Source organism: Maribacter dokdonensis DSW-8 (genome assembly GCF_001447995.1).
In the GTDB taxonomy this organism is placed as follows: Bacteria; Bacteroidota; Bacteroidia; order Flavobacteriales; family Flavobacteriaceae; genus Maribacter; species Maribacter dokdonensis.
Map to the genome: position 1 here is coordinate 69,525 of NZ_LDPE01000007.1, position 21,932 is coordinate 91,456.

Sequence of the window (21,932 nt, forward strand, 5' to 3'; positions counted from 1 at the left end):
CAAGCACTTTTGCTCTTGCAGATTTAATGGGCACTACTTAAGCGGACAATTTCGGTTTTATGCATTAATGATAAATTATTAATAGCAAAGAAAAAAATATGAAAGGGAACAAACCGGAGTATTTTCCAGTTTTAGAAGATGTTTTACAAGCGGCACAGATTATTTCTGAAATTTCAGAAATTACACCGTTAACAGATAGTATTAGATTGTCTAAAGAGTTTAATTGTCAAATTCGTTTAAAACGAGAAGATCTACAAAGGGTAAGGTCGTATAAAATTAGAGGAGCTTTTAATAAAATTAGTTCGTTAACAGAGGAAGAAAGGGGTAAAGGGGTTATATGTGCCAGTGCTGGCAATCATGCCCAAGGTGTAGCTTTTGCTTGTTGTCATTTAAAGATCAAGGGTACCATTTACATGCCATCGGTTACACCCAAACAAAAGGTGGAACAAACCAAACTTTTTGGTGGTGAATGGGTAGAAATAGTGTTGCAAGGTGATACGTTTGACGATTCATCATTGGCAGCTAAAATACATGGTGATCAAACCGGTAAAATATTTGTCCATCCTTTTGATGACCCTAAGATTATTGAAGGTCAGGCTACTGTTGGTTTAGAACTTATAGAGCAGGCAAAAAAGCCAATTGATTACCTGTTCGTATGTATAGGTGGTGGTGGATTGGCATCTGGTCTTATTAGTGTATTTAGTCAACTATCTCCTAATACCAAAATTATAGGGGTAGAACCCAAAGGGGCTCCTTCTATGAAATCGGCAATCGATTCTGGTGCAGTGATTACCGTAGATAATATTGATAAATTTATTGATGGGGCTGCTGTTAAAAGGGTTGGTGACCTCACATTTCCTATCTGTAATTATTATTTGGATGATATGATTACGGTTGATGAAGGTAAAGTTTGTCAGACTATTTTAGATCTGTATAATAGAGATGCTATTGTAGTAGAGCCTGCGGGGGCATTATCTATTGCCGCGTTGGTAAAATACAAAGAAGAAATAGTTGGCAAGAATGTGGTTTGCATTATTGGGGGTAGTAATAATGATATTACGAGAACAGCGGAGATTAAGGAGAGAGCCTTATTATATGCCAAGTTGAAGCATTATTTTATTATTAGATTTCCTCAAAGACCGGGAGCTTTAAAAGAATTTGTGGTAGATATTTTAGGGGAAACTGATGATATTACCCATTTTGAATACTCTAAAAAATCCAGCAGGGAGAATGCACCGGCAGTCGTAGGTATAGAATTAAAGCACCCAGATGATTTACAACCATTGATCGAGCGTATGAAAAATAACAATTTCTATGGCGATTATATAAATGATAAACCGGATTTGTTTGAGTATTTGGTTTAAACTACTTTTAATATGTTAGATTCGGTTTTCTGTAATTTTGGAGTGCCGTTTTATAATACATTTATCAATCATAGTGCAAAATATAAAAAGAAATGAGCGATATTAAAATTCCAGAAGAATTTCAAATTACATCAACTATAGATCAAAAACAATATTTGGTCAACGGAGAACTAAAAGAATGGAAAGGAGATACCACAAATGTATACTCTACAATCTCTTCAACTAAAGAATATAAGCCAACATTATTGGGCAGTATTCCAGACCTGCAAGAAGCGGAAGCGCTCGAAGCTTTAGACGGAGCTTTAAAGGCGTATGACAAAGGTCAAGGGGTTTGGCCCACCATGCATGTAAAAGATCGTATTGAATGTATGGAGGTTTTCGTTTCAAAGATGAAAACGAAAAGAGAAGAGGTAGTAAAACTTTTAATGTGGGAAATTGGTAAATCATTGCCAGATTCTCAAAAAGAGTTTGATAGAACGGTAGAGTATATTGAAGATACCATTGAAGATTATAAACAGTTAGATAGAGACGCAGCAAAGTTTACAAAGCATGATGGCGTGTATGCCCATATTAAGAGAGGACCTTTAGGGGTTGTTTTATGTTTGGGGCCTTATAATTATCCATTGAACGAAACATTTGCATTACTTATTCCTGCAATTATAATGGGCAATACCACCATTTTCAAACCTGCTAAACACGGTGTTCTGTTGATAACACCACTTTTAGAGGCTTTTCAAACAAGCTTTCCTAAAGGAGTAGTAAATGTATTGTTCGGTCGTGGTAGAACGGTTGCCGCGCCCATTATGCAAACCGGTAAGGTAGATGTACTAGCATTAATTGGTAATAGTAAATCTGCCAATGCTTTACAGGATCAGCATCCAAAAAGCAATAGATTACGATTAGTTCTTGGGTTAGAAGCAAAAAATCCTGCTATTATATTACCTGACGCTGATTTGGACCTAACTATTAATGAATGTTTAGCCGGAACATTGTCATTTAATGGGCAGCGTTGTACCGCTTTAAAAGTGGTTTATGTTCATGAAGATATCAGGGCAGATTTCAATAAAAACTTTGCAAAGAAAGTAGACGAGCTAAAGTTCGGAAATCCTTGGGAAGATGGTGTCAAACTTACTCCCTTGCCTGAACCTGATAAAGCAGCTTACATACAAGGACTTATTGATGATGCGCTTTCTAAAGGTGCTAAGATCATTAATAAAAAAGGCGGTCAACATTTTGATAATTACATTTGGCCAGCGGTGCTATATCCTGTGACCAAAGAAATGCGTGTATATCAAGAAGAGCAATTTGGTCCTATTATTCCTATAGTACCTTTTACGGATATTGAAGAACCTTTAGATGATATGGCAGAAAGTAATTATGGTCAACAAGTAAGCTTGTTCGGTAAAGATGTGTATGCACTTTCACCGCTGATAGATACCTTGGTGAACTTGGTATGTCGTGTCAACTTGAACAGCTCTTGCCAAAGGGGACCAGATGTTTATCCGTTTACCGGAAGAAAAGACTCGGCCCAGGCAACTTTAAGTGTGCATGATGCCTTACGCTCATTTTCAATAAGAACATTCGTTGCATTTAAGGATAACGAATTAAATACCGATATTATTGAAAATTTATTAGAGGCTAAACTGTCCAATTTTGTAAGTACAGACTATATCTTATAAGTTACCTTAATTGATTTATTTTAAGGAAAACCTCTTCTAATTTTTAGGAGAGGTTTCTTTTTTGCATTCTGTGGAAATGGCTTTTGCTCTTTCTAAACCAGAATATGGGTAGTAAGGTGTGGTTTGTTCTTCTGCTTCAAATAATGTGATGGCGCGTTCAATATCTTTACAAAATGGAATTGTTGATTTGCCAAAGAACTTAGCTGCGCCCATGTCCCATTCGGTTTTGCTTAAGACCACTCTTGGATTGTTTGGTGCAATACTTAAAGCTTTTTGATAAATTGCTGCATTCTCTCCAGACAAGGTCATGCCATACTTAGCACCGTCAAAAGCTATATATGCTGTATTTAAGAGCGCATAGGATATCATGATTTCTGGATTGTTTTCCGAAATTGCCGATGCTGTATCTAAAAACTCCTTAGCCCTTGTGAGTTTTGTGGTCAATACCGTTTCATCTTTTAGCCCAAAGCTACTTACAATTTCAATTAAACCTGCATAATATGGTGGCAACCAATTATCGGTTTCTGCAGCTGAAATTCTTTCAAAAAGTTGAGATGCTTCGGTATTCTTTTGTTGGTCCCATAAAGCAAAAGCTTTGTTCATACCTTTTTCGTATGACGTTTGTGCGGTAATGTTCATTGTGAAAATAAAGGTGATGACTAGTAGTAAGGTTCTCATGGTATAATTTTTATATGTTATTTATTGTTTTCAAATATCTTTCTATTTAAATGTTATTAATAAAATAGATGACCCAGTTGTAGGTTATGGGTATTGAGTTGTAAGTATTAAAGGTTGTCTAGCTGGTTGTAATTTTTATTTTTACTGATTGTCCAGAAGAAACCAATGAAAAAGAAGCGGTCTGCGGCGGGTGTAATTGTTCTTCGGTCGAATATACCATCAGTATTTGGCTGATCCGCATATTGGTAACCATTTATGTTTTTTGTTCCCAGTACATTACTAACGGATAAGTACAATATTTTCTGCGGACTTATCAAATAGGCGTAGTTGAAGTTTAGTGAGTTGAAACTTTTGGCTTGTTCCGTTAAAAAACGGCCTGTGCTTGGGTCTGTATAACTACGACCGGATGCATAGTTGTAGCTGAATCCGATCTGACTTTTCCAATCCTCAACCCATCGTTTTACCACTAATGATGCATTATGCTTGCTGGCAAAATCTGGTGTAGCTTTGGTTGGGTAATTTCGATAATTTCTTTTCGTATCTAAATAAGAATAAGACATCCAATATTCTGTATTTTTTAATGTTTTGTTGTCTCTCCAGAAAATGTCCAATCCTTTTGCAAAACCATTGCCAGTATTATCGTAGGTAGAAGTGGACAGTGTAAAAGCTGTATTGTATTTGACTAAATTATTATAGTCTTTATAATATGCTTCGGCTCTAAAAATCTGTTTGTTTTTTACAAATTGATAGTTGGCAATATAATGTGTGGTTTTTTCAGCCGTAAAATCGGTATTGAACTTTAGGTACTCATTTCTAGGGTTTTGAAAGAACTCTCCGTATGCCAGAGAAAATTGTGCATTTTGCCCAGCTTTATAGGCTAGAGAGAGTCTTGGAGATAGATTAAATTCTTGTAATAATTGTGAATATTCACCTCTAAGACCCACTTTTGTCGCTAGATTTTTTGAGAAGAAAATATCTGCCTCGGCAAAGCCGCCTAAAAGGTTGTTGTTAAATTTGTATTCATTTTCAATAGTATTCGCACTGTAATCTTCTTTGAAGTCGGTTATAAAATATTCAGCACCAAAGTTTAATTTGTAACTACTGGAAAAGTATTTCTTCAGTGCTAATTTAAAATGGGCAGAATTTTCGGTGTCCGTAATATCTGCTGTGTCTAACTTTAATTTCGTTTGATCGCTAGCAAAGCTTATTCCAGTTGAAATACTCCAATCCTTTTCCATAAAATCTTGATAAGAAGTATTTAGATAAAGGTTGTTATTGTTCAACCCAAATCTAACACCATTAACTTCATTGATGTCTTCTTGTGTTAAGTCAAAGTCAACAGCGCTGTAGGCACCATATACTTTTAGAAGTCCGTCATTATTGAATTTATATCTGTATACTGCTTCGCCTCCAAAAGATGCTACAGGTTTATGCCATTCATTGTTATCTGGATATAATTCCTGATACGGTGCAAGATTTATATAATTGGCATTGACGCTTAGCGAACTTTTATCCCATATTTGGGTATTTCCAAGTCCTAGGCCAACCGTCATTATTGAAATATCCGTTTTTTCTTCTTGTGGTTCGTTTACACTGTTCAATAGTAAAACACTTGATAGTGCTTGACCGTATTCTGCGGAATAACCTCCCGTTGAGAAGGTAATTCCTTTAAATAAGAAAGGAGATAACCGGCCCCTTGACGGTATGTTGTTTGCCGAAGGAGAATACGGAGTAAACACACGCATACCATCAACGAATATTTGAGTTTCCTCTGCATCGCCACCTCTAACGAATAATCTGCCATCCTCGGCAACATTAGAAGTACCGGGTAATGTCTGTAATGCGCCTACAAAGTCTCCTAAGGCTCCTGCTGTGGTTACAATATCAAGTGGTTTTAAAGCGGTAACCTTTGCATTGTCGCCTGCATTAAATGTACCGGCGTTAACGGTAACGGCATCCAATGTGTTTACATCATCTCTTAATTTGATGGTGATATTTTGAAAATGATTGATTTTGTCTGATTTTGAATAGGTTTCAAACGAAATGGATGAAGCAATTAAAGTATGTATTCCAGTAGCATCGGTTTCAAAGGAAAATACCCCTTGATCATTGGTTGCAGTACCATCATACGTTCCTTTTAAATATACATTTGCCCCAATAATTGGTAAGCCTTGTTGGTCAATTATCTTACCGGAGATAGTTGATTGCGCGTATGTATGCACGTAGAGTAGTGTAAGTAAAGCAATTAGTAGCGTCTTCATTATTGATTGTATTTTTTGATTGATGCCACAAATATGAATTGTTCGTAATGGTTTGAACAAAATGGTTTTCTCAATTGTAGATTTTCTGTACTGAATTGGGTCAATTTATAATTGTGAGGAATTACGTGGGGTTAATTTTTCACAGAAATATGGTAATTAATTTGAGTTGAAACCGACATATGCGTTCTAACTTTGCCTTTTTAATTGCTTGTGTTATATAGATTGATGCAGAAAGATTTAAAGTTTGAATTATGGAAAAATTAAAAACAAATAAAAAAGCATTATTTGCTTTAGCTATAGGAGGTTTTGGAATAGGGCTTACCGAGTTCGTTATCATGGGAATTTTAACGGAAGTATCTGGTTCTTTAGGAATAACAATTCCACAGGCAGGGCATTTTATTGCTGCTTATGCTTTAGGGGTAGTTGTGGGCGCGCCGTTGTTGACAGGTTTTGGGTCTAAGCTTAGTCCTAAAAAAATGTTGTTCTTGTTAATGATTTGGTTTACGGTTTTTAACACCCTGTCTGGTTTGGCAACTGGGTATACCAGTTTGTTATTTTTAAGATTTTTATCAGGAATACCACATGGTGCCTTTTTTGGTATTGGTGCGGTAGTGGCCACTAAGCTTGCGAAAAAAGGAAAAGGTGCTCAGGCTATTTCCATTATGTTCTCTGGCTTAACCGTAGCCAATGTAATAGGAGTGCCAATTGGTACGTATTTAGGTCAGCAATTTAGTTGGAGTGTTTCTTTTTACCTAGTGGGTCTTGTTGGTTTATTGGCACTTGGCAGTATTTATTTATGGATGCCGCAAATTAAGGTTGAAGAGCGGGAAGAAAAGGTTACGGTGTCCCAAGGTTTAAAAAATAGCGAACTATGGGCATTGATTGCGCTGACCACTATAGGTACAGGCGGATTTTTTGCATGGTACAGTTATGTTGCTCCTTTAATTACGGATGTAGCAGGTCTGCCAAATCATTTTGTTGGTTACGCTATGATGTTGGCCGGTTTGGGTATGGTTGCAGGAAATTTTTTAGGGGCTAAAATGGCAGAGTGGTTTTCTCCTTTAAAAGCGGTTATAATTAGTCTATCGGTAATGTGTGGTATTTTGTTATTGAATATGATGGTAGCGACCAACCCTTATCTGTTAATGGTACTTACTTTTGTAATTGGAGCAATATCATTTACTGTGGCAACGCCTATTCAAATGGCTATCATAAATACCTCTAAGGGTTCAGAAATGCTAGGTTCTTCCATGAACCAAAGTGCTTTTAATATGGGTAATGCATCTGGAGCGTATTTGGCTGGCTTACCAATTGCCTTTGGGTACGGTATTGTGTATTCTAGCTTAGTGGGTGCTATACTTGCTTTTTCTGGTGTAGCAATAGCTGTAGGTATTTTAATCGTAAGAAAAAGAAAGGAAAGTAAATATAGAAAAATGGCTATGGGCTGTTAATTAATTATTGTAATAAAATAGTAAAAAGCAACCTTGTTCAAGGTTGCTTTTTTTTGTTATTCTGTTTGGTTTATGGTTATATCAAAATGCTTGTAATCAATACCTTTTATTGTTAAATTTTTTATTTTGTGCAGTTCATCGGTAATTTTATACATTTTAACGCGTTATAAGGGTCTAAACCTACAATGCTTTGTCACGTACCAAACTATTCTTTGGAACCATAATTATGGTTCTCTTACTTTTTGTTCTAACGGCTTCATCTTTTAAGCCTGAACATTCAGAGGCAATTATTGCAAATCCTAACGCTGTTAAAACGCTTGCGGAGAAAAGGGAAATCAAACTGTATAATATACGGCAGAAAGCTTTGAACAAAGCATTATCGGAATATTTTGATAAGGCTATAAAATCTGGCGATATTGTAGGAGCAGGTGTAAGTATTGTAAATGGCGATTCTGTAATTCTTTCTAATGGATACGGAAAAAGAAGTTATAATGGTAAAGAGTCGGTAGATGCAGAAACATTGTTTAGACTAGGATCAATATCTAAGGGATTTACCGGTATATTGGCTGCAAGTTTGGAGAGTGATGGTAAGCTTCGTTTAGAAGATAAGGTTTCAAGTTATTTGCCCAATTTTCATTTTGGTAGTCAACAGAATACAGAGCGTATAAAACTTTCACATCTTCTTTCGCATACCTCTGGTACGCCATATCATAGTTATACAGATTTGGTTGAGGCTGGGTTATCTATGTCCTCTATAAGTGAAAAATTCAATAATGTGGATCCTATCAGTGAACCTGGTATACAATACAGTTATCAGAATGCCATGTTTTCTGTTTCACAGGAAGTAATGTTGAAAGCCACAGGAAAAGATATAAAGGCCTTATTGACCGATAGATTTTTTGACCCTCTTGGTATGAGTTCGGTTTCTATGGATCATGAGTCTTTAATGAATACAGATAATATTGCATTGCCTCATATTAAGAGGCGTAATGGGTGGAAACAGGTATTGCCTAGGGACAATTATTACAACGCAATTGCTGCAGGTGGTATAAACGCAAATTCATTGGATATGGCCAAGTGGATGCGATTTTTATTGGGACATAATCCAGAAGTGATGTCAAAAGATGAAATGGCACCGGCTTTTAAACCATTTATAGAATTAAAAGGTCATCGTAAATATTATCAAAAGTGGCCTGGTCATGTAAAATCATCGTACGGTTTTGGTTGGAGAATTCATACTTTAAAAGAGAATGAAAGTGGGGCAGAAGAAACCATTTGGCATCATGGTGGGAGTGTAAACAACTATAGAAATGAAATTGCACTTTTTCCTGAATCTGATTTAGGAATCTGTGTATTGATCAATGGACCATCAAAGTTGGTAAAAACCGTAATCCCGGATTTACGGGCAATAGTTAAAAGTATTTATGATAAGGATATTGCTGTTGCAACTAGTATTTAAAATTGAAATAGGAATTTAACTAAAAAGTCCCTTTAATCAGTGATTAAAGGGACTTTTTTATTTAAAAATTGGTCTAGATATTGTTAGCCAACCAATCTCCAACTTCACTGGTTTTATAGCTTTTGCCACCTTCGGATAAATCCTCTGTAACATAACCTTCGGCCAATGACTTATTAACTACTCGTCTAATTTCTTCAGCTTCTTCAGTTAAATCTAAATCTTCAAAAAGCATGGCTGCAGAAAGTACAGTTGCTAAAGGGTTTGCAATGTCCTTACCTGCCGCTTGCGGATAAGAACCATGTATAGGCTCGTATAAAGAGACATCACTACCAACAGATGAAGAAGGCATTAGTCCCATAGATCCTGCAATTACAGATGCTTCGTCTGTTAGAATATCACCAAATAGGTTTGCTGTAATGATTACATCATATCCTTTTGGCCACTGAATTAAACGCATTGCTACGGCATCTATAAACTCATATGTAACCTCTACTTCCGGATAATCTTTTTCCATGGCCTGTACGGTCTCTCTCCAAAGTCTAGATGATTCCAATACGTTGGCCTTGTCTACACAACATAATTTTTTAGAACGTTTCATAGCAAATTCAAAGCCTTTTTTAGCTAATCTTTCTATTTCAAAACGTTGGTAGGTCATGGTGTCAAATGCAGTATTTCCATCATCTTTTCTACCACGTTCCCCAAAATAAACCCCTCCTGTTAATTCTCTTAGAATAATTAAATCCGTTCCTTCTATACGATCTCTTTTCAAAGGAGATTTGTCTATCAATGAAGGAAATGTAAATGTTGGTCTAACGTTAGCAAATAAGCCTAATTTTTGTCTCATTTTCAACAATCCCTGTTCTGGACGAACTTTTGCTGACGGGTCATTGTCAAAACGGGGGTGACCTATAGCACCGAATAAAACAGCATCTGCATTTGCACAAATTTCATGTGTTTCGTCTGGGTAAGGCTCTCCAACGGCATCAATAGCTGCCGCACCGGTAAGCGCTGGCTGCCAAGTGATATGGTGCTCATATTTTTTAGCAATGGCATCACATACCTTTACTGCTTGATCAATAACTTCAGGACCGATACCATCACCGGCCAATAAGGCAATATTTAATTTCATGGTTAATCGCTTTTTCGCTTTTCGCTGTACGCTAAACGTTATACTTTAATCGTATATAGTTTAGGCTATTTATAATTATATCTTATTAATTAAACTATTTAAACTTCTTCTCACTTTATTTACTTTATCATGAATGCTTAAAAACTCTTTATTCATAATATAGTCAAGGTCTTTTGCTAATATTGTAAAATACTCTAATTCACTTGCCGAGCCTTGAGCTATAATTAAAAATCTTTTGAATTCAGCATCAGATTCCCTTCCGCACCCTTCAGCTATATTTGCTGGTATGGATGAAGAAGCTCTTCTCATTTGACTTGTTAATCCAAAATTTTCATCGTTTGGGAAGTTCTTGGTCAATTTATACGTTTCTAAAGTAATTTCATGACCTAATTCCCAAACTGTATATTTTTTATAATCCCTCATTTTTGGCATTTAGCGCTTAACGAACAGCGTCAAGCGCTTTGCGCTATATTATATTCAACATTTTCTCGGTAGCTTTAATAGCACTAACCGTTTGGTCTGAATCCAATCCTCTTGATGTGAATTCTTTTCCGTTCAATTCCCAAGTAATTACTGTTTCGCATAATGCATCAGAAGTACTACCAGGAGGAATTCTTACCGCATAATCCGTTAGTTTAGGTAAGGCAATTTTTTTGGCAATGTACACCTTTTTAAGGGCATTCATAAAAGCATCATACTGTCCGTCTCCTTGAGCATGCGCTTCAATTACTTTTCCATCGATTTCAACAGATAGGGTAGTAGAAGGCATTAATCCCTTGGCGTGTGTAAGTACGTAAGATTTTATAAAAACCTTTTGCTTATAATCTGCAGTATCTAAAACATCGGATATTATAAAAGGAAGGTCATCTTTGGTTACACGTTCTTTCTTGTCTCCTAATTCTATAATTCTGGCAGTAACTTTTTTTAATTCTTCATTATTTAGGGTTAATCCAAGCTCCTGTAGATTTTTCTGTATGTTGGCTTTGCCAGACATTTTTCCTAATGCATATTTGCGCTTTCTACCAAAACGTTCTGGCATTAAGTCACTGAAGTAGAGATTGTTTTTACTGTCTCCATCTGCGTGAATACCAGCGGTTTGGGTAAATACATTATCGCCTACTATAGGTTTATTCGCTGGTATGGTAAAACCTGTAAAAGCAGATACCAGTTTACTTACTTTATATAAAGAGGTTTCATTTACATTAATTTTTACTTCTGGTAAAAAGTCATTGATTACCGCAATGGCACTTGCCATTGGAGCATTACCAGCGCGTTCTCCCATACCATTTACGGTTAGGTGTAGACCATGACAACCGGCTTTTACGGCTTCCATAATATTGGCAACACCTAAATCGTAATCGTTATGCCCATGAAAATCAAAATGTAAATTCGGAAATTTTTGAATGATTTCAGTTAAATAAGCATAGGTTTCTGTGTGCGTAAGAATACCTAATGTATCTGGTAATAAAATCCTTTTTACATTTTGTGTTGAAAGGAATTCTAAAAATTCAAAAACATACTCTTTTGAATTTCGCATTCCATTACTCCAATCCTCTAAATAAATATTATTGATAATGCCTCTTTCTGTGGCTTGTTCAAAAATAGCTGCTATTTCATTGAAGTGTTGCTCAGGGATTTTCTTTAACTGATATTTTAAATGGTTAAGAGAGCCCTTGGTCAACAAATTTTGTGAAACGGCACCAGAAGTTTTCATCCAATCCAAAGAAACCCCACCGTCCACAAAAGTTAGAACCTCTACACGTTCTAAAAAACCATTTTCAGCGGCCCATTCGGTAATTTTTTGAACAGCTTCAAGCTCACCATCGGAAACTCGTGCCGAAGCTACTTCAATACGGTCTACTTTTAGCTCTTCTAAAAGTAGTTTCGCCAAGGTCAATTTTTCCGATGCAGAAAAGGATACGCCTGAGGTCTGTTCACCATCCCTAAGGGTGGTATCCATTATTTCTAACTTTCTTTTTTTCATGTGATCTAATTGCCGTTTCATCTTATATTAGGAAACGGCAAATGGTTAGTTAACGTAAATGATGTTGGTACTTTGAAAATTGAGTTTATAACGGAGTGTTTTCCGCAAATGTCTCAATATCCTTTTTGATGTTCAATAAGTAATCAATATCATCAAAACCGTTCAACATATTGTTTTTCTTGTAATCATTGATGTCAAAAGATTCACTTTCACCTGTAGCCAACAATGTTATTTTTTGCTCAGGAAGATTAATTTCCAATTCTGCAGAAGGGTCTGCCTCCACGGCATCAAAAATTTTCTGTAAAAACTCTGCACTTACCTGTACGGGTAAAACACCGATGTTTAAACAGTTGTTTCTGAAAATATCTGCAAAGAAACTAGAAACTACACATCTAAATCCGTAATCATAAACTGCCCATGCAGCGTGCTCACGGGATGAACCAGAACCAAAGTTTTTTCCACCTACTAAAATTTTTCCACTGAATTTATCTTGGTTTAAAACAAAATCTTCTTTCAGGGTGTTGTCCTGATTGTATCTCCAGTCTCTAAAAAGATTATCACCGAAACCTACACGCTCTGTTGCTTTTAAGAATCTAGCCGGTATTATTTGATCGGTATCTACATTTTCAATTGGCAACGGTACTGCCGTTGATGTCAATATATTGAATTTATCGTATGCCATTTTTTATAGCTTTTTGCCTCTGGTTATTGACCATTGGCCTGTATTATTATCATTGTTTTTTCACTAAAAGCCTTAGGCTAATAGTTAAGGACAAAATTGTTATACTAATTCTGCCATTAATTCCCTTGGGTCTGTTACTTTACCGGTTACGGCAGCCGCAGCAGCAACTAAAGGACTAGCCAACAAAGTTCTTGATCCAGGACCTTGTCTTCCTTCAAAGTTTCTGTTAGATGTACTTACGGCCAGTTTACCAGCAGGTATCTTATCATCGTTCATTGCTAAACAAGCAGAACAACCAGGCTCACGAAGTTCAAAACCGGCTTCGGTTAAAATATCCAATATGCCTTCTTCTTTAATGGCAGTTTCTACTTTGTGAGATCCAGGAACCAACCATGCGGTTACATTATCGGCTTTTTTCTTTCCTTTTACTATTGATGCAAAAGCACGGAAATCTTCTATACGACCATTGGTACAACTTCCAAGGAAAACAAAGTCAATAGGCTTGCCCATCATACTTTCACCTTCATTGAAATCCATATATTTCAATGATTTTTGATATGTTGATGCACCACCTTGAACGGCATTTGCCATAGGTATATCATTTGATATTCCCATTCCCATACCCGGGTTGGTACCGTAGGTAATCATTGGTTCTATTAACGAACCGTCAAAAGTCAATTCTTTATCGAAAATGGCATCTTCATCGGTATACAATGTTTCCCAATAAGCCATTGCCTTATCCCAGTCGGCACCTTTTGGTGTAAACTCACGACCTTTTATATATTCAAACGTTTTTTCATCTGGCGCGATCATACCACCACGGGCACCCATTTCAATACTCAGGTTACACACGGTCATACGACCTTCCATACTCATGTCCCTGAAAATTTCACCTGCATATTCTACAAAGTATCCAGTAGCACCAGAAGTAGTTAATTGAGAGATAATGAATAAGGCAACATCTTTAGGAGTAACACCTTTGCTCATTTTTCCGTTGATATTGATACGCATTCTCTTTGGTTTAGGCTGCATAATACATTGCGTAGCCAATACCATTTCAACTTCAGATGTTCCAATACCAAAGGCAATAGCACCAAATGCACCATGTGTAGAGGTGTGTGAATCTCCACATACTATAGTAGCACCAGGTTGTGTAATACCGTATTCAGGACCAACAACGTGTACAATACCATTTTTTGCGTGACCTAATCCCCAATAAGAAATACCATATTCATTAGCATTTTCCTCTAACATTTTTAATTGGTTCGCAGAAAGTGGATCGGCAACCGGCAAATGTTGGTTTATTGTAGGCGTATTATGGTCAGCCGTTGCAAAAGTTTTCTCCGGATGCATTACAGGAATATTTCTATTCTTAATACCAAGGAAAGCAACAGGACTGGTTACCTCATGTACCATGTGTCTGTCAATGAACAGTACATCTGGACCATCTTGTATTTTATGTACTACGTGGGAATCCCACACTTTGTCAAATAATGTTTTTGTTGCGCTCATATTCTATATAATCTAAGTTCACAAATCTATTAAAACCAAGGGTTTTTTCGAAATTAACACCCTTCTAAATTACGATGTTCAACGATAAAGTTGTTATATTTTAATGAATTCCTAAGTACAATATAAATTTATAAGAGTCACTTGGTTTATTGTTTAAAAATTTAGGAAAACACATATATTCTTTAGAAAAATTCAATTTTTTCCTTCCCATGAACACATTCTTAATTTTTTTGAACATTGTCTAGTTTATGTATAGTAGTTAATTCAATTGTTCTATTGTTTTCTATAAGTATAAATAGCAGTTCAATTTTATATGTGGTAATTTTTGGATGTTCTTTTAAGGTCTGTTTTTGATAGACTTATTGTTTGATTATCGGCACGTAGTTTAAAGATTGATAATGAAATATTGTCAAAGGTGTAGCGTCGTTAAATTCAAGGATAAAAATTACGATAATAATTTTAGGATACATGTTAGAAAAATCTACTAAAAAGCGTTACAACATATTGGCAATGGTATTTTTTACTGTTGTGATCAATTACTTAGATCGTAGTAATATTTCGGTTGCTGCGTTTGCTTTAAGTGATGAATTAGAATTAAGTACCGTACAAATGGGATATATTTTTTCGGCCTTTGCGTGGACCTATGCTATTTTGCAAATACCAGGGGGTATTATGGCCGATAAGATAAAAACAAGATTCTTATACCCTATTCTTATGGCATTTTGGTCAATTGCTACATTAATACAAGGTGTCGCCAATTCTTTTTTATTATTAATAGGGTTAAGGGCTAGCATTGGAATTTTTGAAGCACCATCTTATCCCATTAATAACTTAATAGTTACTCGTTGGTTTCCTGATAATGAAAGGGCTTCCGCAATTGCTGTTTATACCTCTGGACAATACTTGGGTTTGGCATTTTTAACTCCAGTCTTAACTTGGATACAATCTCAAATGGGGTGGAGGGGCTTGTTCATTGTAAGTGGTATTATTGGTTTGGTTTGGGCTTTGGTGTGGTATATTTTTTATCGAGATCCAAAAGAACACAAAAGCATAAGCCAAAATGAATTGAAACATATTGCCGATGGTGGCGGACTTATTGACTTAAAATCGAATGTAAAAGGGCAACCGAAAGAGAAATTTGAGATGTCAGATTTAATTCAGGTTTTCAAATATAGGAAGCTTTGGGGTATTTACATAGGTCAGTTCTGTTTAGGTGCTACAGCAATATTCTTTCTTACATGGTTTCCAACATATTTAGTGAAATATAGGGGGTTAGACTTTTTGCAATCTGGTTTTTTGGCGTCTATACCATTTTTGGCGGCATTCGCAGGTATTTTATTGTCTGGGTTTAGTTCAGATTATTTAGTAAAAAAAGGATATAGTAATGAAATTGCCAGAAAAGGACCTATTGTTATAGGTATGTTACTATCTACGGCAATCATTGGTGCCAATTATACAGATGACAATACTTTGGTTATTCTGTTTTTGGCAATTGCTTTCTTTGGTAATGGGCTGGCAAGTATAGCATGGGTTTTTGTTTCGCTTATGGCACCTAAGAACTTAATTGGCTTAACCGGAGGGGCCTTTAATTTTATTGGAGGCTTGTCTGCTGTGGTCGTACCAGTTATTATAGGGTATTTAGTAGAGGATGGAGATTTTAAACCAGCTTTGTTCTTTATTGGAGGAGTTGCCTTTCTAGGGTTCTTCTGCTACACCTTTGTTATTGGTAAGGTTAAAAGAATAGTGTCAAAATCTTAAATAAACTTATGAAATGAGAATTACGGATATTAAAACATTTCCTATTAACATAGGCAAAGGTATTCAGTTGGTGGTAAAAATAGAGACCGATGAGAATATTCATGGATGGGGAGCATCTGGTCTTTCAGGTAGAGAGTTAGCCGTAGTAGGTGCTATTCAACATTTTAAAATTTTCTTAATAGGTAGGGACCCAAGGCAAATTGGTGCACTTTGGCAAGAAATGTATCGTGGTCAATATTTTGAAGGAGGTCGTGTATTAACAGCCGCTATCTCTGCAATTGATATTGCCTTGCATGATGTTAAAAGTAAAGTTCTTGAAATTCCCATATATGATCTTTTAGGGGGTAAGCAACGAGATTATGTAGAGTGTTTTGCTTCCGTGCGTTTCACGACAAAAGAAGAGTTGTTGCATTATTCAAGAATTTTGGTAAAAGATGGATGGAATATGCTACGATTGGCTCCCGCAGAGTTTGAATCTCAGAAAGACCCGGGTGTTTTTGAGCCAAGAACTTCTATTGCACTTTTGGCAGATTGGGTTACGGAATTGCGCAAAGAAATTGGTTCTAAAATAACAATGGGCATAGATTATCATACTAGGCTGTCTATACCAGAAACTTATTCGTTCATACAAAGAATGCCTAAAGGAACTTTAGATTTTATTGAGGAACCTATTAGAGATGAAAACCCTGAAGCTTATAAAAGTTTGCGTCAAATGGTTGATGTGCCTTTTGCTATTGGTGAGGAATTTGCAAGTAAATGGCAGTTTATGCCTTTTATTGAACAGAATATAACTCAATTTGCACGCATAGACGTATGTAATGTGGGCGGTTTGACCGAGGCTAAAAAAGTAGCGGCAATGGCAGAAACACATTACATAGATTTAATGCCGCACAATCCATTAGGACCTATATGTACAGCAGCAACTATACAATTGGCGGCTTCTTGCCCAAATTTTAGTTGGTTAGAAGAAATAAATACACCTGCCCAATATATGGGTACAAATGCACCAGAGTTTTACCCAGAGCAACCCATTCTTGAAGGTCCCCGGTATAAAGTATCGGATTTGCCTGGTCTGGGTGTAGCGTTTAACGAGCAATTGGCGCTTTCTAAAGATTTCAAGCCTATTGAAATTCCTAGATTAAGAAAAAATGATGGATCATTAACAAATTGGTAATCAAATGAGCTTTGTAACTTTTGGAGAAATAATGTTGCGGTTAACGCCGAACGATCACGGACAGAAAATAAATTCTAGCAATACTTTTAATGTTAATTATGCTGGTTCAGAATCTAATGTGGCAAGTGCATTGGGCGTTTTGAACAATGATATTTCTTTTGTTACCAAATTACCGTCCAATCAGTTGGGTGATGCAGCTGTTAGAAACTTACAGGGGTTTGGTGTTCAAACTAATTTTGTGGTCCGTGGTGGCAGCAGAATTGGCACATACTTTATAGAGATAGGTGACTCCATTAGGCCATCAAGTGTTATTTATGATAGGGCAAATTCTGCAATTAGTACTATAAAAGAAGGTGAGTTTCCGTGGGAAGAAATCCTTAGAAATAAAAAATGGATCTTTCTTTCTGGTATTACACCTGTACTTAGTGAACAATGTGCCAAAGAGACTATAAATGTTGCAAAAATAGCCAAGGAATTAGGGGTTAAGGTTGCTTTTGATATGAATTATAGAAGGACCTTATGGAAATCCAATAAAGATGCACAGCTTATTTTTAACAAGATACTTGGTTATACTGATTTGCTTTTTGGTAATGCAGGTGTATTAAAAGATGTTTATGAGATGGATTTTGAAGGTGATTGTCCTGAAGAAAAGACTATAAACGCTGTTCTAAAGGCAAAGAAAAAGTTTGGCATTGAGCAACTGGCATTTACGATTAGAAAGCATAGCTCTGCCAGTGAGAATGAGCTATCTGGTGTGTTGCTGTCCAATAATAACTTATCGGTAGCAAAAATTATAAAGGTGAACATAACAGATCGTTTTGGCACAGGAGATGCCTTCGCCGCTGCTTGTTTACATAGTATTAATAAAGGTGATGCGGATCAAGAAATTATAGATTTTTCTACGGCGGCTTTTGCATTAAAGCACACTATAAAGGGAGATCAGCATACCAGTTCAGAAAATGAAATTAAATCAATAATGGAAGGTAATATCTCCGGACATGTTTTAAGATGAATAGAAAAGAAATAGTTGCTAGAATCAAAAATGAAAAAATTGTGGCCATTCTTCGTACAAAGAGTCAAAATGATGTGCCCCAGTTGGTGAAAATTGTCTTGGAAACCGGGGTAGATGTTCTTGAGATTACATCTAATACGCCTGGTTATTTAGAAGAAATTACGAATGCTCGTGCCTTGTATCCAAATAAAATTATTGGAGTTGGCACAGCTATTAATGTCAAAATTGCGGAGCAAGCCATAGCAGCTGGAGCACAGTTTCTGGTTACTCCAAATACTAATGTGGATGTCGTTGCACTGAGCCATAAATATGATGTGCCCGTTTTAATGGGCGCTATGACGCCTTCAGAGGTTTGTGTGGCTAGCGAAAATGGAGCAGATGTTGTAAAACTTTTTCCTGCCGGTGCAATGGGTCTTCAATATTTTAAAGCGTTAAAAGCACCTTTGGATCATATTGAATATTTTGCGGTGGGTGGTATTAATCCGAATTACGTTGGCGATTGGTTTAAAGCTGGTGCATCGGGTATAGGTTACGGTTGTGTGGTCAATGATGCCAAGACCGGTAAAATCGATTTTGAGGCCAGTAAAAAATTATCTGAAGATTTTGTAATTCAGGCAAAATCCAATTAACATGATTAAAAAAGTTCTATACCTACTAGTATTCATTGTTACAGCTTCCTGTAAAATGTCTAGGACTAAAGAAATATTGGGGGATGGATCCATAACATCAAACTTTTCAATTGAGATACTAGATGATGAAGCTTTACAGGTTTTAGACTCAAAAAGTACATTGAAAATAATAGCTAGTGGTTTTGATTGGGTAGAGGGACCATTGTGGATAGAAGATGGTCAATACCTTTTGTTTTCTGATATTCCTAAAAATAAAGTCTATAAACTGAATGCCCAGAATGATACGGTAACTTATTTAAACCCTTCTGGTTTTGATGTTGAAAATTATACAGGTTTTGGACCGGGTTCAAACGGTTTGCTGTTAAGTCCACAGGGGCAGCTGGTACTTATGCAGCATGGAGAGCGGCGTGTTGGGGTGATGAAATCAGATTTGGATAATCCAAGTCCTACGTATGCTTCTTTAATAAACAGCTTTGAAGGTAAAAGGCTGAATAGTCCCAACGACGGTGTTTTTGACAAAAATGGAAATTTGTATTTCACCGATCCACCATACGGACTTCGAAACTTAATGGAAGATGAGGATAAGGAATTGGATTTTCAGGGAGTTTATTGTCTTTTAAGATCTGGTGAACTAATTCTAATAGATAAAGAATTGAGTTTTCCGAACGGAATTACACTTTCTAGTGATAACAAATTACTTTATGTAGCAGTGTCAGATGATAAGGTTGGTGGTGCTTGGTTTCAATATAGTCTAGAAGCACCAGGTAAAGCTGTTGACAAGAAGTTATTTTATGATGTTAAGCACTTGTTGGGCAAACCTGATCAACAAGGACTTCCAGATGGTTTGAAAGCAAATAGTAAAGGCTATATTTTTGCCACGGGTCCAGGTGGGTTGTGGATTTTTAATAAAGAAGCTAAACCTATAGCTAGAGTATACACGGGTTTATTGACTTCTAACTGTGCCTTAACAACTAATGAAAAGCGATTATTTTTAACTGCAGATAGTTATATATTGGCTTTGGCTTTAAAATAAAACTAACTAATATACGTCCAGATATTCTTGTGTTTTACCAGCTGTGCATACATATGTCTAATAATTAGATTTTCTGGCTTGCTTAAAGATGGGTCTTCTTTTAGTAATTGTAGGGCATAGTAGCGAGCCGATTTTAAGATGTCGTTATCTTTAACTATATCCGCAATTTTGAGATTTAACAGACCACTTTGTTGGGTGCCCATAATGTCACCTGGCCCTCGGAGTTTTAGATCTACTTCTGCAATTTCAAAGCCGTCATTTGTGGCCACCATAGTTTCTAGTCTGGTTTTGGAGTCGTTAGATAGCTTATGGCCGGTCATTAAAATACAAAAACTTTGATCGGCACCACGGCCAACACGACCACGTAATTGGTGTAGTTGCGATAAGCCAAACCGTTCTGCGCTTTCAATGATCATAACCGATGCATTAGGCACGTTGACCCCAACTTCAATAACTGTAGTGGCTACCATTATTTGTGTTTCTCCCTTTACAAAGCGCACCATTTCAAAATCTTTGTCCGCCGGTTTCATTTGTCCATGAACTATGGAAATCTGATATTTTGGTTGTGGAAAATCGCGCACAATACTTTCATAGCCATCCATAAGATCTTTGTAATCCATGGCTTCAGATTCCTGTATTAATGGGTATACCACATAAACCTGGCGTCCTTTTTCAATTTCATCTCGTATAAAACGAAATACCTTTAATCTGTTACCGTCATAGCGATGCACTGTTTTAATGGGTTTTCTACCAGGTGGTAATTCATCTATTACAGAAATATCCAGATCACCATACAGGCTCATAGCCAATGTTCTTGGTATGGGTGTTGCTGTCATGACCAATATATGGGGCGGAAATTCATTTTTATGCCATAATTTAGAACGTTGCGCTACGCCAAACCGATGTTGCTCATCGATAATAGCCATTCCTAAATTCTTGTATTTAACCTTGTCCTCTAAAAGGGCATGGGTTCCTATAAGTATATTCAATTCCCCATTTTCCAATTGCTCATGTATAGGCTTTCTAGCCGATTTTTTTACTGAGCCCGTAAGTAACGCGCAGGTAATTTCAGTACCTGCCAGTAACTCTGATATGCCTTGAAAATGTTGGTTGGCCAGAATTTCCGTAGGCGCCATTAAACAGGCTTGAAATCCGTTGTCAATAGCCAACAACATGGTCATTACCGCAACTATGGTTTTTCCCGATCCTACATCACCCTGCAGCAATCTATTCATTTGTGCATTACTGCCAAGGTCTGCCCGTATTTCTTTTATAACCCTTTTTTGTGCTCCCGTTAATTCAAAGGGTAGTTTGTTGTTGTAGAAGTCTTTAAAATATTCACCAACTTCAAGAAATGGAAACCCTTTTATCTTTTTCTTCCGAGATACATTTTTTCCTATCAGTTGCAATTGTATATAAAAGAGCTCTTCAAATTTTAATCGCCACTGGGCTTTTGCAAGCAATTCTTGGTTTTTTGGAAAATGTATATTGAACATTGCCTCACTTTTGTCCAATAGCTTTAACTCGTACAGTAATTTGTCCGAAAGGCTTTCGGTGAACTTCCCGTTGATTTCCATGAAAAGCTGCTGCATCAATTTGCTTATGACCTTGTTGGTTATACCTTTATTACCTAATTTCTCCGTAGATGGGTACACGGGTTGCATGTACACTTTTGTGCCTTGCTCGTGCTCTTTTAATGGCTCCATCTCTGGGTGGGGCATTGAGAAAGTACCATTAAACCAATTGCATTTACCGAATATCACGTACGGTACGTTTAATTTTAGATTTTCACGAATCCATTTTTGACCTCTAAACCAGACTAATTCTATTTCTCCTGTGTCATCTTTAAAACGAGCTACCAACCGTGTACCTTTTTTTTGTTCAACGGTTTTAATATTGATGATTTTTCCAATAATCTGCACATCGGCATTGCTACGTTGCAATTGACCAATTTTATAATATTGGGTTTTATCAATGTAGCGGTTAGGAAAAAGGTTCAGCAAATCTTGGTAGGTGCTTACTCCTAATTCTGACTTTAAGGTTTCGGCCCTATTGGGACCAACACCTTTTAAGTATACTACGGGAGTTTGCAAGAAGTTTGCGTTCATGGTACTAAAATAGGGATAA

General features: G+C 36.6%; 17 protein-coding genes. 9 read left to right on the plus strand and 8 right to left on the minus strand.

Features of this window, described 5'->3' with window-relative positions:
- Nucleotides 1-98: 98 nt before the first annotated feature.
- Both ilvA and I600_RS17430 read left to right on the plus strand, forming a co-directional pair.
- Nucleotides 99-1,364 carry a threonine ammonia-lyase gene (gene ilvA / locus I600_RS17425; RefSeq protein ID WP_058105854.1) on the plus strand — a complete coding sequence of 422 codons (1,266 nt, stop codon included), beginning with the start codon at nucleotides 99-101 and terminating at the stop codon, nucleotides 1,362-1,364.
- A 92-nt stretch (nucleotides 1,365-1,456) separates the two neighbouring features.
- Entirely contained in the window at nucleotides 1,457-3,043 is a 1,587-nt protein-coding gene (locus I600_RS17430) for an NADP-dependent glyceraldehyde-3-phosphate dehydrogenase (protein WP_058105855.1), read from the plus strand.
- A 36-nt stretch (nucleotides 3,044-3,079) separates the two neighbouring features.
- Here I600_RS17430 and I600_RS17435 read toward each other — a convergent pair whose 3' ends face one another.
- Nucleotides 3,080-3,721, minus strand: coding sequence for a tetratricopeptide repeat protein (locus I600_RS17435; RefSeq protein ID WP_058105856.1), 642 nt, complete (start codon nucleotides 3,719-3,721; stop codon nucleotides 3,080-3,082).
- A gap of 107 nt (nucleotides 3,722-3,828) precedes the next feature.
- Nucleotides 3,829-5,982 carry a TonB-dependent receptor gene (locus I600_RS17440; protein ID WP_058105857.1) on the minus strand — a complete coding sequence of 718 codons (2,154 nt, stop codon included), beginning with the start codon at nucleotides 5,980-5,982 and terminating at the stop codon, nucleotides 3,829-3,831.
- A gap of 251 nt (nucleotides 5,983-6,233) precedes the next feature.
- Here I600_RS17440 and I600_RS17445 point away from each other — a divergent pair, with 251 nt between their 5' ends.
- Nucleotides 6,234-7,433: an MFS transporter gene (locus tag I600_RS17445; RefSeq protein WP_058105858.1), complete on the plus strand. Its 1,200-nt coding sequence runs from the start codon at nucleotides 6,234-6,236 to the stop codon at nucleotides 7,431-7,433.
- Nucleotides 7,434-7,623: 190 nt separating this feature from the next.
- Nucleotides 7,624-8,892: a serine hydrolase domain-containing protein gene (locus I600_RS17450; protein WP_245188915.1), complete on the plus strand. Its 1,269-nt coding sequence runs from the start codon at nucleotides 7,624-7,626 to the stop codon at nucleotides 8,890-8,892.
- Between the two features lie 73 nt (nucleotides 8,893-8,965).
- On the opposite strand, the gene leuB is transcribed toward I600_RS17450, so the two are convergent.
- The 5 genes from leuB to leuC form a co-directional block, all read right to left on the minus strand.
- Nucleotides 8,966-10,021 carry a 3-isopropylmalate dehydrogenase gene (gene leuB, locus I600_RS17455; RefSeq protein WP_058105860.1) on the minus strand — a complete coding sequence of 352 codons (1,056 nt, stop codon included), beginning with the start codon at nucleotides 10,019-10,021 and terminating at the stop codon, nucleotides 8,966-8,968.
- 75 nt (nucleotides 10,022-10,096) lie between these two features.
- Nucleotides 10,097-10,444 carry a four helix bundle protein gene (locus tag I600_RS17460; RefSeq protein WP_058105916.1) on the minus strand — a complete coding sequence of 116 codons (348 nt, stop codon included), beginning with the start codon at nucleotides 10,442-10,444 and terminating at the stop codon, nucleotides 10,097-10,099.
- A gap of 43 nt (nucleotides 10,445-10,487) precedes the next feature.
- Complete coding sequence (locus I600_RS17465) at nucleotides 10,488-12,005, minus strand: alpha-isopropylmalate synthase regulatory domain-containing protein (RefSeq protein ID WP_058105917.1); 1,518 nt, start codon at nucleotides 12,003-12,005, stop codon at nucleotides 10,488-10,490.
- Nucleotides 12,006-12,090: 85 nt separating this feature from the next.
- Nucleotides 12,091-12,687 carry a 3-isopropylmalate dehydratase small subunit gene (gene leuD / locus I600_RS17470; protein ID WP_058105861.1) on the minus strand — a complete coding sequence of 199 codons (597 nt, stop codon included), beginning with the start codon at nucleotides 12,685-12,687 and terminating at the stop codon, nucleotides 12,091-12,093.
- A gap of 99 nt (nucleotides 12,688-12,786) precedes the next feature.
- Nucleotides 12,787-14,199, minus strand: coding sequence for a 3-isopropylmalate dehydratase large subunit (gene leuC, locus I600_RS17475; RefSeq protein ID WP_058105862.1), 1,413 nt, complete (start codon nucleotides 14,197-14,199; stop codon nucleotides 12,787-12,789).
- A gap of 468 nt (nucleotides 14,200-14,667) precedes the next feature.
- Between leuC and I600_RS17480 the strand changes: the two genes are divergently transcribed.
- Genes I600_RS17480 through I600_RS17500 form a run of 5 tightly spaced genes read left to right on the plus strand, consistent with a single transcriptional unit; the run spans nucleotide 14,668 to nucleotide 19,805 of the window.
- Nucleotides 14,668-15,957, plus strand: coding sequence for an MFS transporter (locus I600_RS17480; RefSeq protein ID WP_058105863.1), 1,290 nt, complete (start codon nucleotides 14,668-14,670; stop codon nucleotides 15,955-15,957).
- A 13-nt stretch (nucleotides 15,958-15,970) separates the two neighbouring features.
- Nucleotides 15,971-17,131: a mandelate racemase/muconate lactonizing enzyme family protein gene (locus tag I600_RS17485; RefSeq protein ID WP_058105864.1), complete on the plus strand. Its 1,161-nt coding sequence runs from the start codon at nucleotides 15,971-15,973 to the stop codon at nucleotides 17,129-17,131.
- Between the two features lie 4 nt (nucleotides 17,132-17,135).
- Complete coding sequence (locus I600_RS17490; protein WP_058105865.1) at nucleotides 17,136-18,143, plus strand: sugar kinase; 1,008 nt, start codon at nucleotides 17,136-17,138, stop codon at nucleotides 18,141-18,143.
- A complete protein-coding gene (locus I600_RS17495; protein ID WP_058105866.1) occupies nucleotides 18,140-18,772 on the plus strand; it encodes a bifunctional 4-hydroxy-2-oxoglutarate aldolase/2-dehydro-3-deoxy-phosphogluconate aldolase in 633 nt (210 codons plus the stop codon). Before I600_RS17490 ends, I600_RS17495 begins: the two co-directional genes overlap by 4 nt.
- A 1-nt stretch (nucleotide 18,773) precedes the next feature.
- Complete coding sequence (locus I600_RS17500; RefSeq protein ID WP_058105867.1) at nucleotides 18,774-19,805, plus strand: SMP-30/gluconolactonase/LRE family protein; 1,032 nt, start codon at nucleotides 18,774-18,776, stop codon at nucleotides 19,803-19,805.
- A 2-nt stretch (nucleotides 19,806-19,807) separates the two neighbouring features.
- On the opposite strand, the gene recG is transcribed toward I600_RS17500, so the two are convergent.
- Nucleotides 19,808-21,913: an ATP-dependent DNA helicase RecG gene (gene recG, locus I600_RS17505; RefSeq protein WP_058105868.1), complete on the minus strand. Its 2,106-nt coding sequence runs from the start codon at nucleotides 21,911-21,913 to the stop codon at nucleotides 19,808-19,810.
- Nucleotides 21,914-21,932 lie beyond the last annotated feature (19 nt).